Below are 16,315 nucleotides of genomic sequence, written 5' to 3' on the forward strand. Positions count from 1 at the left end.
AGTATCATCTTGATCGGATTAATGCGGCAAGTCATTGGATACGACGGATTGCAGGGTGCGGTTTCTGTCCGCGTTTAATTCCCAGAACATCGCGCCGCGTAATCCTTTGTTTTTGATAAACTCATTTTTCAAATGAATGGACTGCTCGTCATCATACGAAATAAAGATTTTCGTAGACGGATTGTAGAGGAACGGAGTTTGCGTCGCACTGTTCCAGTAGCGGGTATAACCTTGGCCGGCAACTGTATATTTACCTGTGGAATCAGCAGACAGCAGGCCTGTGTTTTGCATGTGGGCAAAGTCATACGTCGAGCCGCTCGAACCGCCAGCAGATTCTCCGGTACAGCTTTGATACAATCCGTTGTTATTTGGACCTGCGTTACATCCTTTCCAACCATATCCATAGAATGGTTCGCCTATGGTTATTTTATTGGCAGGAATGCCTTTATTCAAATAGTTGGTTACGGTGGAGTTGATGTTGAATTGACTGCTGCCGTTTGTGTTGGCTGGGTCGTTATACAATGGCGATACGATGCCGCTTGTGGCATCCCATGGACCGTAGTAGTCGTAGGTCATGATGTTGATCCAGTCCAAATACTGAGCTGCGTTGGACAACCAGTTGCTGGTGCCGCCTGCATCGGCAAGAAAGCTGGAGTTTGCGCTGGAAGCGATCGTAATGTAGTAGTGCTTGCCGTCTTGTTGTCCGGCTTTATCAAGGGCTTGGCGAAGTGTTTGCAGAAGCAGGATGTAGTTTGCTTTGTCGGCTGTACGCTGACAGGTTTGGCCTGATGCGCAAGGTACGCCAATGCTGTTCGGATATTCCCAATCGATGTCGATACCATCGAATTGATATTGACGCAAGAAATTGACGGCGGAAGTGGCGAAGTTGCCTCTTGTTACAGGGTCATTCGCGGTGTTGGAGAACTGGTTGGACCACGTCCATCCTCCGACAGAGGCGAATAATTTAAGATTCGGATTGGTGTTCTTAAGCTGTCTGATCGTAACCAATTGGTTGTATCCGCCATCGGCTGTACCGTCGGTAAATGAATCTCCAATCACGATAGAGCCGTTCGGTGCTTGATTTGGAGTGCCATCGCCGTTTTGACAGGTCCATGTGTTTGGATTGGGATTATCGGGGCTCTTGGAAGGATTGCCATGTTTGCCGTTCCAGCAAATATCAAGGAATGCATAGTTGATGACCGTTACTTTTTTCGGGTCAATATTGGCAGGGGTAAAGGACGGTGTATCGTATGCAGCCCAGCTTGGGAAGTAGCCAATAATTTCGTATTGTGATGAAGGTTGGGGATTTGTAGTAACGGTGATTGCATTACTAGCGGCTGACACATTGCCCGCTGCATCTTTTGCTTTCGCCGTAAACGTGTAAGCGGTGTTCGCAGTTAAGCCTGTAACGGTGTAGGAAGTTGTATTCGAAGAACCGGCAAGTGTGGAACCATTGTATACATCATAACCTGTAACACCCACATTATCTGTTGAAGCGGTCCAAGTTAATGTAACGGAGCTGCTGGTCACGTTGGCAGCGGTTACATTAGCAGGTGCTGTAGGAGGTTGGGTATCCGGAATAACGGCCAATGTTGTTGCGCTTACAGGCGAGCTGGCTGGGGAAAGGTTGCCAGCAGCGTCTTTTGCTTTAACGGTGAAAGTATAGGTTGTATTTGGCGTTAAGCCTGAAACGGCGAACGTAGTCGTCGCAGTCGAACCCGCGAGTGTCGTTCCATTATAGACGTCATAGCCTGTAACACCGGCATTGTCGGTAGATGCCGTCCAACCAAGGGTTACGGATTCAGTTGTTATATTGCCGGCTGTAACATTTGTTGGGACAGATGGCGGCTCCGTATCGGGAGAAGCTGTTTGTTTGATCCACAGTGCCGGAACGTTTGGCGGTTCCCATCCAACAATAGAGGTATGTCCTTGTACACATTGGTAGGTATCGGTTCCATAGGTGACGAGATCACCTGCTTGATAGGCAGTATTAGGTGCCCAAGGTGAAGCGCCGAAGGCAGAAGTCAAGGGTACGGCTGTGAATACCATAATAAAGACAAAAAGCAAGATTGTACAAACTTTTTTGGCCCTTTTCAATTTCAATCACACTCCGCTTCATATTGGATTAGTTCATCGAACCTGAGGAATAGGGAAACATCTCCTTTCACGAACAAATCTATGTAACCGCATTCATACCTCTGAGAATGATAGATGGACACAATGTGGCGCAGAATGCGAAATTACAAGCTAGGCAGGGTTGTAAAGCTCAAATAGGCTATATATTGAAGAAACACTAGGTACGGCATAGTAGTTTTGTGTGTGGTGAAGCATGTGAACGAAGAAGGCGTTGTATCCTATGAATCCATGTATGAATGAGATGAGGAGAGAGGCAGAATAAAAGCGAATCGCTTTAACAAATTTGCAATTATCGTTTAATGCTGTGCTTGAAATATGGTAATCAATACTGGGTTGAGTTGAGGGAAATTGAAATGATCGATCAGCAAGATAAACGTTTTAACACTAAACATTTTAACACGAAAATAAATATATGCACAATGAGAAAGGTGTATGAACTTTATAATTTCGACAAGCATGAATCAGGGGAAGGTCCTTTTGGATTTCCATCATTAGGATGGTGTCCCACGCGGCTGGCTTATATAATAGAAACGGGAGCAGATAGAAGAAAGATTAGGAATGGGGACTTCATTAACGATACATTATGCGAGCTTTTTCGTACTCGTAATGTAGCGCTTATTTCATAGTTTATGGATAGAGGGGCGTATAAGCTCCATTATTAAAGGCAGTGGCAGAATTCCATACTTGATATACGGAGGTACTACAACGGGATGGCAATTATTGATGTTATTAAATATGACGGTTCACCGGATGTATTTGCATGGAAATTTCCAAATCAGGAGCTTGCGACATGGTCGCAGCTAATTGTAAATGAATCGCAGGAAGCGATCCTGTTTAAAGGCGGTCAGGTACTAGACAGCTTCACAGCAGGCAGATATACGCTTAGTACCGCAAATATTCCGATCTTGAATCATATTGTAAACTTACCGTTCGGTGGAGATTCTCCCTTCACGGCAGAAGTCTGGTATGTGAATAAGGTGCATTCTCTCAATGTGAAATGGGGAACAAGAACGCCGCTTCAGCTGCAGGATCCGAAATACCAGCTGTTCGTGAAGGTGCGCTCCTTCGGTCAGTTCGGCATTCAAATCGAAGATGCGCGCAAGTTTGTGGGCAAGCTTGTCGGCACGCTGCCGGTGTTCAATCAAGAGACGTTATCCGAATATTTCCGCGGCGTATTGATGATGAATATCCATCAGTTGATCTCTTCCTATTTTGTTCATCGCAAGATTAGTATTTTAGAAATTAATGCTTACATATCGGATATTTCCAAGCATATTCAAGAGTTGGTTGCACCGGTGTTCGAGGAATACGGCATTCGACTGCTTAATTTCTATGTGGACTCCGTCAATACACCGGAGGATGATCCAGCAACGCTGCGGCTGCGCGAAGCACTTGCGAAGCGCGCTGAAATGAACATTATCGGCTTCACCTATCAGCAGGAGCGCACCTTCGATACGCTTGGACAAGTGGCGAAGAATGATAGCAGCGTCAAGTCGGATCTGATGGGGGCTGGAATGGGGCTTGGCATGGGATATGGCGTCGGCGGAGCTGTGGGTGGCGTTATGACTCAACTGGCAGGCGAGCTTCGAGTTGATGGGCAGGACATGGTATGCCCGAAATGTCATCGGAGCAATCAGCATGATGCATCCTTCTGCACAGGCTGCGGTACATCGCTTGCTGCATCAGGCGGAGCAGAGAAGCCAATCCTGGTGAAGTGCTCGGCGTGCGGGGAACAGATGCCGCGTACGACCAAGTTCTGCCCGAACTGCGGGGATCCGTATCATCCCTGCCCAGAATGCGGTGCAGACAATCCGCCGGATCAAGGTGCTTGTATCGAATGCGGACAAGCGCTGCCTGTTCCTTGTCGCCATTGCGGCAAGCCTGTGACGAGCAAGGTCAAGTTCTGTCCGCACTGTGGCGAGGAGACAGCACTTACTTGCAAGGAGTGCGGATCTGAGGTTAGGCCTGGCCAAAAATTTTGCGTAGAATGCGGCAATAAGCTGGTGCAGGAGGGATCATCATGAAGCGGGTATTACAATTGAAGTGGATAACGACTGCGATCTTTTTCATCCTAGCAGCAGTTACAGCCGGCCTGTTTTTTGGACTTAGCGAGGCGGATTCCCGAGGCTTCTCATGGTGGCTATCTCTTGCTTCACTGATGCTGGCGGGTTTGATCAGCTACTTATTTTGCATGAATGTATTATTCCATCTCTCGAAGCATAAGGATGAGGTTCCGCTGAATTTATCCATAATGGCAATTGCTTTCATGTATAATATCGCTGTTCTGATTCATATCGTACTCTTTTGGCTTGTGATGGACGTGCCGGAGAAGATGTATATGTGGATCCATATTATTACCTTTGCAGCGGCGTTTATTTTAGCCCTTTTAATTGGCCTTACCCGAGTATCTGTCGGACGCTTGCAGAGGGAGGAAAGCTATCGGGTGCAGGCAATGAAGCGGCTACTTCTTGTCGTGCAAGGAGCACGCCTGGAGCTGGAAGGCTGGAAAGATGCTGAGCGCGATGGGCTTGTAGAGTTGATGCGCAAGCTGGAGGAGCAGGTAAAGTATAGCGACCCGATGTCTGTTCCCGCTATGGTGTTAGAGGAAGGGCAGCTCATGGAACAGGCGGATCGTCTGGAAGCTGGCGTACAGTCAGTCGTACGTGAACGCAATACGGTATATTCCGCAGATGAGCTGCGTGACATGATTCGCAAGTTGTCGAATGGAATTAAGCTTCGCAATGAACAGTTGGCAAATTTGAAATAGAGTGTCGTATTACTACTTGTTGTAGGACTCGCTCGAATTGCGATGCCCAGAGTAAAGTATCTCCTTATTTAACGGCAACCTGCGAATATTGAGGGTCTACGACTCCATATATATAAATAAAATAGGACATAGCTGCGCAATGGAAGCATACGTTTCTTAAGGTGCAGCTTTGTTATGTATAGGGTGACTGTCCACGGCACTGGTTGTGGTGGTTGTCACATTATGGATGGTCTATCATTTTGAAAAAATGATGGTACAATGGATTTTGTCAATTTGAATGAAACAGGTGGGATATCCTTGGAGATGTCGTTACGTAAAGCGCGGATTTGCAAGAAACCGTTGCTTTTTATTTTGCTTTCTTTTTTGTGCATCATTCTCTTTTTTATGATTGGCATCTTCATGGGATACAGTCCCGATATGCTTATTCAGGTACCGTTTATCATGGCAGGCTACACATGTTTTGTATTTATGCTCGCCTATTTTGCCTATCGGCATTTGCAAGAGGAACAGGCATTTGTCTTCTTTATCGCATGTATAGCATTCGGTATACGGTTTATGTGGGTGTTACTAGTTGATACGAATCCGGTGTCGGACTTTCATATTATGTATGATGCGGCGGTGAAAATGTCGGTGGGGGATTTCTCTTATAACGACAGCGATTATTTTCAGGCATGGACATATCAATTGGGCTTCACCATGTATCAGGCGCTTATGATTAAATTATTCGGCACAAGCTTGCTGCCATTGAAAATCCTAAACGTACTTTGGTGCACGGGCATCACGGTGCTTGTATATAAAATCGGGCGAATGATCTTCAATGAATTCGCGGCTAAATTCGCCAGTATTACGTACTGCTTCTTCGTGCCAAGCATTGTGATGAGCTCGGTGCTCACCAATCAACATTTGGCCACTTTTCTGTTTTATCTTGCGTTTTACTATTTGCTCAAAAATCTTACTCCGGGCTGGAAGGTGAGTATTTGTACGGCGGTACTCGTCTCACTCGGCAATCTGATCAGACCGCTGGGCGCAGTCATTCTTTTAAGCATCCTACTGTATGTCGTGATCTATTTGATCGTCCTGAAGAAGCAATCCATCAAAAAAGGGATCGGGTTCGTCGTTATTTTCTTCACCACCTATTTTGCGGTATTCTATTTCGTCAGCCTTCTGGCGGTTAGCACGGGCATCTCTCATGCTCCATTAGTGAATCATGATCCGATGTGGAAATTCGTATTGGGCTTCAATCATGATACAGAGGGAGCCTTCTCGGAGGAAGACTTTAAGAAGGTTACCCAATATCCGCTTGGGGAAGAACGAACCCGAATTGAAAAGGAAATGGTGCAGGAGCGTCTATCCGATCTTGGAAAATTATCAGGTCTATTTCTAAGTAAGATCAGGCTCATGTGGAGCGAAGTCGATGCGCTGTATTGGAGCTTAAATACGGCCAGTGTTAGCCATCTGTTCAGTATGATTCATACGTATTCATACATCACATATTTTGTAATCATGTTGATCCTATTCATCTCAGTCGATCTTCTTATCATCTCCCGTCAGGATATGGATCAGAAATATTTGTTCTTTATAATATTGATATTGGGTTATATGGGAGTTCATTTGCTGATTGAGGTTCAGCAGCGATATCGGTATTTTATTATGCCGTCTATGATTCTGATTGAAGGCTATGGAGCCTATATGCTGGCTACCGTGATGTCCAGTTGGAAAAAACGCTATCCAATCCATAGGCTGCTGCGGATGCGAACGAAGGAAGCACGAGCAAATATGGCGGAGGAAGCGTAACATTTCTTCCTTTAAACAAGAATTAAACGAGATCCATCCATGAATTTAACCTTCCCGAGATATGCTGTCCATGTGAGAACAACTAGACCTAACCGGAAGGTGGAGCGAATGATAGGATGGAAGCGAGTGTTCGCAATCGGAGCAGCAGCTTGCATAATTGCTGGCGCCTCTATAAGCAGCAATGCAGCAGCCAGCAGTGCGGACACGGAAGAAGCAGGAATGGCAAGTGCAATCGCAATCGCACAATGGAAGCAGTGGGTGAAGGAACATGTGAAGCCGATTGCAGGGGGCGTTGTAAACTTTGATAAAGATCGGAAGGCTGCTGAACGATTCAAGGATTTACAATTTCTGAAGCCGCTATTGCAGCATAAACGCCTGATCAGCTTAGGAGAAGCATCGCATGGTGCAGCGGAATATAATTCGGTGAAGGTTCGGCTGGTTCAATTTTTGCATGAGCAGCTTGGGTACGATGTCCTCGCTTTTGAATCGAATCTGGGCGAGGCGACTGCCGCATTTGTACAAGCCCGCAATCATACACCTGCTGAAATGATGAAGAACTCCATTTTTGGCGTATGGCAGGTCGAGGAGAACTTGCCGCTCTTTGAATATATCGTAGAGCAAAGCAAGACAACACGACCGCTCATATTGACGGGGATTGATGTGCAAGGTACTACAGAGCCGTTTATTACCTTCATGGAGAAATGGTTCGCGCATGCAGACAAGAGTAAAGCGGTATCGTTTGTGCAAACGGAACGTTGGTATTTGAAAGTACATACTTATAACGACATGGATCGCTTCAATCGAGAACAACCTCAACTGATTGCGAAGTATCGCCTGTTTCAGATGTTTCTAAGGGAAAACAAAGTGAAGCTGCAGGCTGTGTATCCAGAGCATCCAGAGCTGGTGACAGTCACGGAACGTGTGTTGCAGAACCGGATCGATATGCTGGAAATGTACTGTGGACGAATGGTGAAACTGTTCGCCGGTATTGAACCTGAGCGCCAAATGAAAGAAGCAAGTTATATACGGGATCAGCAGATGGCGAGCAATGCGGCATGGCTTGCGGAGCAACTGTATCCAGATAAGAAGATCATCGTATGGGGACACAATTATCATGTACGGAAGCATAACTCGACGATGGTGACTGAGCATAATGGCTTCGGCTTCGACAATAATCCTTATCCAACGATGGGAGAGATGCTGCCGTTCTCGCTGCGGAAGGACAATTATGTGATCGGTCTGTATGCTTATCAGGGAAGCTCCAGCAAGAACAGCAAGGAAACCGAGCGAATTTCACAACCTCACAATGAAGGAAGTATAGAAGAGCTGCTGAAGGCGGGAGGTCATGCCTATCAGTTCCTTGATCTCATGCAAGTTAAGCTTGACCCGCGTACATCATGGATGTTCACCCCTCGTATTGCCAAGGCGTGGGGCATGCTTGAAGAAACGATGATCGTTCGTGAGCAATATGACGGTATATTATTCGTTGATACGATTCACCCGTCACAGCGAATAGCGAAATAAGGCTGGAAATGAGGGGCTGCATAGGGGATGCAGCTCTTTTTTTTGCATATCTGAGAAAGGGGATTTTCCTGCTATTTCCCCTCGCATTCCACTTACGTTATCTCCTGTTCAGCCAATCATGATATGATAGGAGAGTATTCTTTTCCAGTCTGACTTGGATGGGAAGGACATGAAGCAGAGGCTGAGGAAGGAGGGGGAACCGATGATGCTCGAGCGTCGTGAGTTGATGCAGAAGCCCATGCCACAGAAAGTCCAATTTTATCGTGCTGAGAGCGAGATCGGAACACCGCTGCCTTTTAAAATTTATCGATGGAACCAAGCTGGCGGCAGCATACGTGATCATACGCATGACTATTTTCAAATTTGGTATGTGGTGAAGGGCGAGTTCATGCATACGATTAATAATCGTACGTACCGAATGGTGAAGGGCAATATTTTTGTTATTCCTCCTTATGCTGTTCATCGTGTGACATTGGTGCCTGGTCAGGGAATTGATATTATCGGTCTTGAGTTCCTCCCGCATTTCATTGATGAGCAGTACCAGCCGCACAATGGCAGCAGGGGCAAGTTCGACTACTCCTATCTGGAGCAGTTCATGCTGGATGAGGAGCATGTGACCCCGAAGGTGGCGCTGTCTGGCGCAACCGATATGGAAGTATCGAAGATTTTACATGATATGCTGGACGAGTATCAACAGGGCAACCGTTATTATGAACTGGTGCTCAAGGCGGACTTGCTGAAGCTGATGACACTGCTAGTACGAGAGATGGATCGACAGCGCCATTCCGATGATGCAGATGACCGGTTGGGCAAATTTAAGGAATTAATGACGGCAGCGATTCATTATATTCATGAGCATTATAATGAGGAGCTTCGCTTGGAACTGATATGCCGCAGATTTAATATTTCGAAGACGTACTTCTGTGATTTATTTAAGCGCTTCACTGGCAAAACATATAATGATTATTTGGTCGATTTTCGGATTCACAAGGCGGCCGCCATGCTGCTCGATACCGATATGTCGGTAACGGATATATGTTTCCAAGTGGGTTTTAATGACGTTCCGTATTTTTCCCGAGTTTTTAAGCGCAAGACAGGAGTCACACCGAGTCATTTCAAAAAGAACGCTTTGTCTGTGTGGCAGCATACGTAGATGAACTCAGACCCAGAGTGTGTATGATGCCATGTGAAATGATAGAAAAAATTGTGAACCCTTGCCCTCAGTAGATAGATGAGCAGCAAATAGGGAGGGAATAGCTCCTAGTAAGTAGTGAGCAGCTATAGCTGCATCGTATGGAGAGATATGGATAGTGAAAATAAGAAAGATCGGGTTCAGCGCATCAGAGACATCTGACTGCTGAAACCCGATCTTTTTTACATTATTGATGGCAAATACGTCCAGGTGATACGAATCAAGGTTTCAGATGTGTATTCAAAAACTTCACCATGGCATTGTAGAATTCGATGCGATTTTCTTCATTGTTGAAGCCGTGGCCTTCGTTGTCCTTCACCATATATTCAACGTCTACGCCTCTCTTCTTGAGGGCCTCGACGATTTGATCGGACTCTGCTTTGTTCACGCGCGGATCATTGGCGCCCTGCGCAACAAAGAGCGGTGTCACGATTTTGTCCGCATGGAATACAGGAGATGCGGCCTTCAGCATGTCTTTGTCCTTCTCCGGATGACCGATGCGCTCATAGAACATGTTGCGGTTCGCTTCCCAATAAGGCGGCAATGTATCAAGCAGAGTGAAGATGTTGGATACCCCGACATAATCGACGGCGGCTGCATACATGTCTGGCGTAAACGTGATGCCGGCTAATGTCGCATATCCGCCGAATGATGCACCGTAAATGCCGACGTGCTTCGGATCGGCGATGCCTTGCTTGATTGCCCATTGTACGCCATCCGTGATGTCATTTTGAATGTTGCGGCCCCACTGCTTGTTGCCGGCGTCGATGAATGCTTTTCCGTAACCCGTAGAGGAGCGGAAATTGACTTGCAGAACGGCATATCCGCGATTAGCCAGCAGCTGAGCCTCCGTATTGAAGCCCCACATGTCGCGGGTCCATGGACCGCCATGCGGATTCACGATCAGAGGGAGATTCTCCGGCGTCTTATTCTTCGGCAATGTTAAGTAGCCATGAATCGTCAAGCCGTCTCTGCTCTTATAGGAGATCGGGTGCATGTCCGCCATCTGTTCTGGATTGAGCCAGTCACTCAGGTTGGCGAGCAGCGTCAATTGATCCGTTGTAGAATCATAGTAATAGTATTTGCCCTGCACCTTATCATTGGATAGGCTGACGATGAGCTTTGTTTTGTCTTCGTTGTAGTCGTTGATGCCGATTTCGCTTTCTGTTGCTTGCAGCTTGTGCTGCAGCTTTTTATGCAAAGCCTCGAATGATTCATCAAAGAATTTCGCATGTACTTTATCCGTTATATAGGCAGTCATGAGCAGTTTATCCTGCTTATGGTCATACACCGCTCCTGCCAAATCGACGTCCGGATGGGAATAGATCAACTGCTCGTTGCCCTGAAGATCGTACTTGACGAGCGCGGATTTGTCGCGTCCTTTATTCGAAACGGCATAGATCGTTTTGTCGTCCTTGGTGAAGCCGAGCGGGCTAACGGTGTCGCCGCCTGATGTCGTAATGAATGGCTTGAATTCTTCTTCCTCTGTAGCCCGGTACAATACGACACCTTCGATGCCGTCTGAAGCAACGGCAAGACGAATTTTGCCGTCATGGTCGGCAATCCATTCTTGAATGTCGCCCGGATTTTTCGCGACAAGCTTCGTTTCGCCTGTCTTGATGTTCAGCTTGTACACGTCAAATGCCTTGGCGTTTTCCTTGTTCATAGAGACGAGAATCTCGTCCTTAACGCCGGACAGTGTGCTGACTACGCCGACACGAACTTTATCGAATGGCGTTAAATCCTTTTCTTCATTGCCGTTGAACGCCGCCGAGTACAGGTGGAAGTTCTCGTCTCCGCCCTTATCCTTCAAGTAGAGGATATGATCGCCTTTCCAGAAGAAGCCGGAAATATCGCGATCCTTGGAGCTCGTTACGCGTACCGGTTCACTGGAACCGTCCATCTTCTGTACGAAGACATTCGCGCGATTTTCCCACGCCGCTGCATAGGAAATATAATTGCCGTCCGGAGAAAGCTGATAGGAAAAGCTTCCAGGGTTGCGCATGAAATCCTCGACGGAAATTTGCGGCACCCCCTTATTGTCGATACCGGATCGGCTCAGCTTTACAACGTTCTCAAGTGCGGATGCAGCCTCGCGCAGCGTTGCAGCGTTATTCTCATGCAGTTTCCCATCAGGGAATCCCTTGAGTAAGCCCAGCGTCTTGGCGCGTTCCGCGTAATCGGTCAAGCTCTTCTCGTCTTGCTCCTTGCCAAGCGCACGAACGAGAATGCGGGCAATCTCGCCGCGCTTAATCGGCGCATCAAGAGATGTGAAATCCCCGTCAGCTACCAAACCTGCATTTTTAGCAGCCTTCATCGGCTCGATGCCGTGTTGGTACGTGAGCGTCAAGACGGCAAGGCGGACAAATTCGTCTACGGAGACCGTAGACGTCAGCTTTGCATGTTCATCCAAAATTCCTTTGGACGTAAGCGCATGAATCCCATTTTGGTACCAAATTGTAGCTTCGGTTGGCTTCTGCGCCATGACAGACGCCGGCAGTGATGCAGCAAGCACAGCTGCAAGTGAGGCAGCAATCCATTTCTTTTTCAATGACCTGAACCCCTTTGTATATGTTCATAATTTAAACTACTCCAAATATATACGTAAATATTGGGATTGCAGGATTCATGTAAAATATAACAGTTAGAAAGGAGATATTGTTTTTATTCATCGTCATTTATTCATAAAAAGGCCCTTTCTTATGGGAAAGAGCCCTTTTATGAATGGGGACTATTTTTTTAAATGGGTATCCAAGAACTTGATCATGGCATTGTAAAAGTCGATGCGGTTCTCTTCATTCTGGAAGCCGTGGCCTTCATTGTCTTTCACCATGTACTGCACATCGATGCCTCTTTTCTTGAGTGCGTCTACAATCTGATCGGATTCAGCTTTATTCACGCGCGGATCATTTGCTCCTTGTGCGACGAAGAGCGGTGTAATGATCTTATCTGCATGGAATACAGGAGATGCAGCCTTAAGCAGCTCCTTATCCTTTTCAGGATGCCCGATCCGTGCATAGAACATATTGCGGTTCGCTTCCCAATAAGGGGGCAGCGTATTCAGTAGAGTGAAGATGTTGGACACCCCCACATAATCGACGGCTGCTGCATAGAGGTTAGGCGTGAAGGTAATGCCGGCAAGTGTAGCGTATCCGCCGAATGACGCGCCGTAAATGCCGACGCGGTTTGGATCTGCAATGCCTTGCTTGATTGCCCATTTGACGCCGTCTGTAATGTCATTTTGAATATCGCGTCCCCATTGCTTATCACCTGCGTCGATAAATGCTTTCCCGTAGCCGGTGGACGAACGGAAATTCATCTGAAGCACGGCATAGCCCCGGTTCGCGAGCAGTTGGACTTCCGGATTGAAGCCCCACTTGTCACGTGCCCAAGGTCCTCCGTGTGGATTGACGATCAGCGGCAGATTCTCAGGGCGTTTATTTTTAGGCAATGTCAAATAGCCATGAATGGTTAAGCCATCTCTGCTCTTATAGGAGATTGGGTACATGTCGGCCAGATTGTTAGGCTTCAGCCAGTCGCTTAATGTCGTAAGCAAGGTCAGTTGATCGGTTGTCGAATTGTAGTAATAGTATTTGCCTTGAACCTTGTCAGTGGATACAGCGACGATAAATTTCGTTCTGTCCTCGTTGTAATCCGTAATATGAACTTCGCTTTCCGATGCATGTAATTTGGTTTGGAGCTTGTGGTGCAGAGCTTCGAAACCGGCATCGAAGAAGTTAAGATGCGTCTTGTCTGTCACATAAGAAGCCATGAGCAGCTTATCCTGCTTGTCGTCATACACCGCACGATCCAGATCAACCTCAGGATGGGAATAGATAAGCTGTTCCTTGCCTTGCAGGTCGTATTGGACGAGCGCAGTTTTATCGCGCCCCTTATTCGTAATCGCATAAATGTGTTTATTGTCTTTCGTGAAGCCAAGCGGATTGACCGTATCCCCTGAATCGATTTTGATAAACGGTTTAAATTCAGCATCCTCAGAATCGCGATACAGTATGGCTCCTTCAAGTCCGTCAGAAGCTATCGCCATACGGATGGCGCCATTATGATCGGCAATCCAGGCTTGAATGTTGCCAGGGTTCTTCGCTACAAGCTTGGTTGCCCCTGTCTTCACGTTCAGCTTATATACATCGAATGCTTTCGCATTATCCTTGTTCATCGTAATCAGAATTTCGTCCTTCACATTGGAAAGTATGTTGACTATGCCGACTCGAACCTTATTGAATGGTGTCAGATCCTTTTCCGCATTGCCATTGAAGGCTGCCGAATATAAATGGTAGTTCTCATCTCCGCCCTTATCCTTCAAATAAAGAATGTGATCGCCCTTCCAGAAGAAGCCGGCAATATCGCGGTCTTTGGAGCTTGTGACACGAGTAGGCTCGCTGGAGCCATCCATCTTCTTCACAAATACATTCATCCGGCTCTCCCATGGCGCTGCGTAGGAGATATGGTTGCCGTCTGTGGACAACTGATACGAGAAATTGCCTGGGTTGCGCATGAAATCCTCAACAGAAATGAGCGGCACACCCTTGTTGTCGATTTGAGCTAGCCGGAGCTTACGCAGATTGCTTAGTGCTGAGGCGGCCTCGCCAATCGTTGCATTTTTATTTTCGTGCAGGCTGCCATCCGGATACCCGATAAGCAAGCCTAGAGCTTTCGCACGCTGCGTATACTCGGCCAATGTTTTTTCGCTGTGTTCCCGTTCCTCGGAATCATAGGCGCGCACGAGGATACGGGCGAGCTCTCCGCGTGTAATCGGAGCATCGGGGGATGTGAACTCATCAGCTGTGATCCAGCCTTCATTCTCAGCTGCCTTCAGCGGATCAATTCCATGCTGGTAGGTGAACGATAGTGCAGCGTAGCGTATGAAATCCTTAACCGGGACGGTGGATGTTGGCTTTGCCTGATCGGAAAGGATGTCTTTGGAGATGAGGGATTGGATCCCTTCTGTGTACCATGTTGCAGCAGCGGCTTTCTCTTGTGCGATAACGGTGAGCGGGAATGATGCAGCGAGCAGTGCAGCAAGCGTGGCGGATAGGATTTGCTTTCTCATTGCTTGAATAACCTCCTTATATGTACAGACCCATATATGTATATGTTAGAGTTACCTGTTTAGTATTGGATCATTTGCATATAAGAGGTAGCTTACTTGGAATCGTGTGAAATATACATTAACACCCCGGATCGACGAAAGTGTCGGTTCCGAGGTGCTGCAATTGGTGGAAATATTATCGAATGGTATAAGGAAGCTTGAACGTCCACAGCTCCGTACCATTATCGGCTGTTGGGCTGTCTACACCGAAGTCATTGTCGTTGACGATGACCAGCGTATTTCCATTGACAAGGGACACGCCTTCGATTTTTTCATAAGGGTACCTATGTTCAACAGCATCCAGCACGGTACGCTTGGCCAGCGGTAAAATATTGCTTAACTTCAAATCGGCAAGAGACATTTGCTCCAGCGTTTCGCCAGCCTTCTCGTCGTCATACTTGCCCAGAATGTTTGTAGCCGTAGTGAGATCGACGGCATAGATGCGCTTCAATTGAGCTTTATCGCCTGCATTTTTGTCACGCTCATCAATCAACAGTGTATTCTCGTTGACAGCTACCAAGTCGGAGATTACAATGTCCGCTTGCTCTAGGCCAGTGAACTGCTTGGCATCCTCCGTCATGTATACATACTCAGCAACAGGCTGTAACGTAGCTAGGTCTAGCTTGATGATGCGCAGTTGACGCGAGTTGTCTGCAGACTTGTCTGGATTGCGAAGCGGGCTCTGCATCGACATGAACATATATTTGCCGTCTGGCGTGATGCCAACACCTTCAGCACCGCGATTTTGACGAAGCTTATTGTACACAGCAGGCAGCACTTCTCTAGCTGGAACGAGCGGCGCAGATACTTGAGCCGCCCATCCCTTCGGGACAATGCGCTCAATAATCGTACCGTCACGCTTTACATGCACGATCGATGGACCGTATTCATCTGAAATCCAGAACGTGTCATCCTTGGCATTATAGGCGAGTCCCTCGATATCGAGTCCGTAAGGATCATAAGCGAGGCCTTTTTCCCCTTTTGCATCGAATGGGGCTTCATCACGACCTTTAATATTGGGGAGTCCTGTAACATGCGCATTTCCGGTCGTCGGATTTTTGCCATTCACCTTGAGCGGGATTTGCTCCAAAATTTTAATTTCACTTTGATCGATTTGAATCTTGTATAAGCTCGGCGTATAGCTTGCTAACGGGAACGTCCGGCGAGTTTTGCCGCCTGCTTCGACTTGACCGTTCGGTCCACGGTCGGCAGTGGAGTAGAACACATTGTCAGGATCGCCGGGCACATGCGTCAAGGAAGAGCCAATGCCCATCTTAATGCCTTCAGCCAAGTTCGCTGCATTGAGCTTATATTTTCCAGTCAGTTCAGGCTTTTCCGTCAAGGCAACACTGCCTCTGAATTCATCCCAATCTACATATTTTCCAGTGACTTCACCAAGTGCGCGTAGAGGCATATATAAGCGAGAGTCGACTTCGACGGCAGGCGAGGCAGGAGTTACAATCTTGCCGTTGTTCGTGTATGTAATATGATTGGCCGGCATTACACTGTCAGCTGCATGGACAGAGGAAATTCCTGTGCTAGTGGTCAATATGAGCGCTGCTGCAGCTAGCGCAATTATTGCTTTGTTTTTCATTTGTATGTCCCTCCATAAGGCGAATCTATAATATGTGCGTTCCTATCATATTCACCTGGATTATAGCAACCGCTTGTTAAGGATATGTAATGGAAGAGTTAAGGACATGTAAGAAAAAAGTTGAGAGTTTGTAAATGAAATAGATAGGTATTGAAAGTTGAAATCAGAATTTCCCAATTATGTTCGTAATATAGTTGA

At 47.0% G+C, this 16,315-nt stretch carries 9 protein-coding genes; 5 read left to right on the top strand and 4 right to left on the bottom strand.

Going from position 1 to position 16,315, the window contains the following annotated elements; genetic code table 11:
* Nucleotides 1-18: 18 nt before the first annotated feature.
* The gene (locus ACQ5BJ_RS23210; RefSeq protein ID WP_430112579.1) at nucleotides 19-2,103 is read right to left on the bottom strand and encodes a glycosyl hydrolase family 18 protein; all 2,085 of its coding nucleotides are present in this window, start codon (nucleotides 2,101-2,103) and stop codon (nucleotides 19-21) included.
* A 743-nt stretch (nucleotides 2,104-2,846) separates the two neighbouring features.
* Here ACQ5BJ_RS23210 and ACQ5BJ_RS23215 point away from each other — a divergent pair.
* The 5 genes from ACQ5BJ_RS23215 to ACQ5BJ_RS23235 all read left to right on the top strand — a co-directional run bounded on the left by ACQ5BJ_RS23215 (nucleotide 2,847) and on the right by ACQ5BJ_RS23235 (nucleotide 9,374).
* Entirely contained in the window at nucleotides 2,847-4,160 is a 1,314-nt protein-coding gene (locus tag ACQ5BJ_RS23215) for an SPFH domain-containing protein (RefSeq protein WP_005542953.1), read from the top strand.
* The gene (locus tag ACQ5BJ_RS23220) at nucleotides 4,157-4,903 is read left to right on the top strand and encodes a hypothetical protein (RefSeq protein WP_268620079.1); all 747 of its coding nucleotides are present in this window, start codon (nucleotides 4,157-4,159) and stop codon (nucleotides 4,901-4,903) included. The genes ACQ5BJ_RS23215 and ACQ5BJ_RS23220 overlap by 4 nt, the downstream gene beginning before the upstream one ends.
* 303 nt (nucleotides 4,904-5,206) lie before the next feature.
* On the top strand, nucleotides 5,207-6,697 hold the full coding sequence (locus tag ACQ5BJ_RS23225; protein WP_268620153.1) for a glycosyltransferase family 39 protein: 1,491 nt from the start codon (nucleotides 5,207-5,209) through the stop codon (nucleotides 6,695-6,697).
* Between the two features lie 108 nt (nucleotides 6,698-6,805).
* Nucleotides 6,806-8,221 carry an erythromycin esterase family protein gene (locus ACQ5BJ_RS23230; RefSeq protein ID WP_430112582.1) on the top strand — a complete coding sequence of 472 codons (1,416 nt, stop codon included), beginning with the start codon at nucleotides 6,806-6,808 and terminating at the stop codon, nucleotides 8,219-8,221.
* A gap of 202 nt (nucleotides 8,222-8,423) precedes the next feature.
* Nucleotides 8,424-9,374, top strand: coding sequence for a helix-turn-helix domain-containing protein (locus ACQ5BJ_RS23235; RefSeq protein ID WP_005542947.1), 951 nt, complete (start codon nucleotides 8,424-8,426; stop codon nucleotides 9,372-9,374).
* Between the two features lie 259 nt (nucleotides 9,375-9,633).
* Here ACQ5BJ_RS23235 and ACQ5BJ_RS23240 read toward each other — a convergent pair whose 3' ends face one another.
* The 3 genes from ACQ5BJ_RS23240 to ACQ5BJ_RS23250 all read right to left on the bottom strand — a co-directional run bounded on the left by ACQ5BJ_RS23240 (nucleotide 9,634) and on the right by ACQ5BJ_RS23250 (nucleotide 16,117).
* On the bottom strand, nucleotides 9,634-11,964 hold the full coding sequence (locus ACQ5BJ_RS23240; protein ID WP_268620077.1) for a S9 family peptidase: 2,331 nt from the start codon (nucleotides 11,962-11,964) through the stop codon (nucleotides 9,634-9,636).
* Between the two features lie 180 nt (nucleotides 11,965-12,144).
* A complete protein-coding gene (locus ACQ5BJ_RS23245; RefSeq protein WP_268599333.1) occupies nucleotides 12,145-14,484 on the bottom strand; it encodes a S9 family peptidase in 2,340 nt (779 codons plus the stop codon).
* Between the two features lie 175 nt (nucleotides 14,485-14,659).
* The gene (locus tag ACQ5BJ_RS23250; protein WP_430112585.1) at nucleotides 14,660-16,117 is read right to left on the bottom strand and encodes an esterase-like activity of phytase family protein; all 1,458 of its coding nucleotides are present in this window, start codon (nucleotides 16,115-16,117) and stop codon (nucleotides 14,660-14,662) included.
* Nucleotides 16,118-16,315 lie beyond the last annotated feature (198 nt).

Source organism: Paenibacillus sp. B1-35 (assembly GCF_050474385.1).
GTDB classification, from domain to species: domain Bacteria; phylum Bacillota; class Bacilli; order Paenibacillales; family Paenibacillaceae; genus Paenibacillus_B; species Paenibacillus_B alvei.

Excerpts from the sequence above, each read along its gene's own strand:
- ACQ5BJ_RS23215 (WP_005542953.1), top strand. The coding sequence starts at position 2,847 with ATGGCAATTATTGATGTTATTAAATATGACGGTTCACCGGATGTATTT.
- ACQ5BJ_RS23220 (WP_268620079.1), top strand. The coding sequence starts at position 4,157 with ATGAAGCGGGTATTACAATTGAAGTGGATAACGACTGCGATCTTTTTC.
- ACQ5BJ_RS23225 (WP_268620153.1), top strand. The coding sequence starts at position 5,207 with ATGTCGTTACGTAAAGCGCGGATTTGCAAGAAACCGTTGCTTTTTATT.
- ACQ5BJ_RS23230 (WP_430112582.1), top strand. The coding sequence starts at position 6,806 with ATGATAGGATGGAAGCGAGTGTTCGCAATCGGAGCAGCAGCTTGCATA.
- ACQ5BJ_RS23235 (WP_005542947.1), top strand. The coding sequence starts at position 8,424 with ATGATGCTCGAGCGTCGTGAGTTGATGCAGAAGCCCATGCCACAGAAA.
- ACQ5BJ_RS23245 (WP_268599333.1), bottom strand. The coding sequence starts at position 14,484 with ATGAGAAAGCAAATCCTATCCGCCACGCTTGCTGCACTGCTCGCTGCA.
- ACQ5BJ_RS23250 (WP_430112585.1), bottom strand. The coding sequence starts at position 16,117 with ATGAAAAACAAAGCAATAATTGCGCTAGCTGCAGCAGCGCTCATATTG.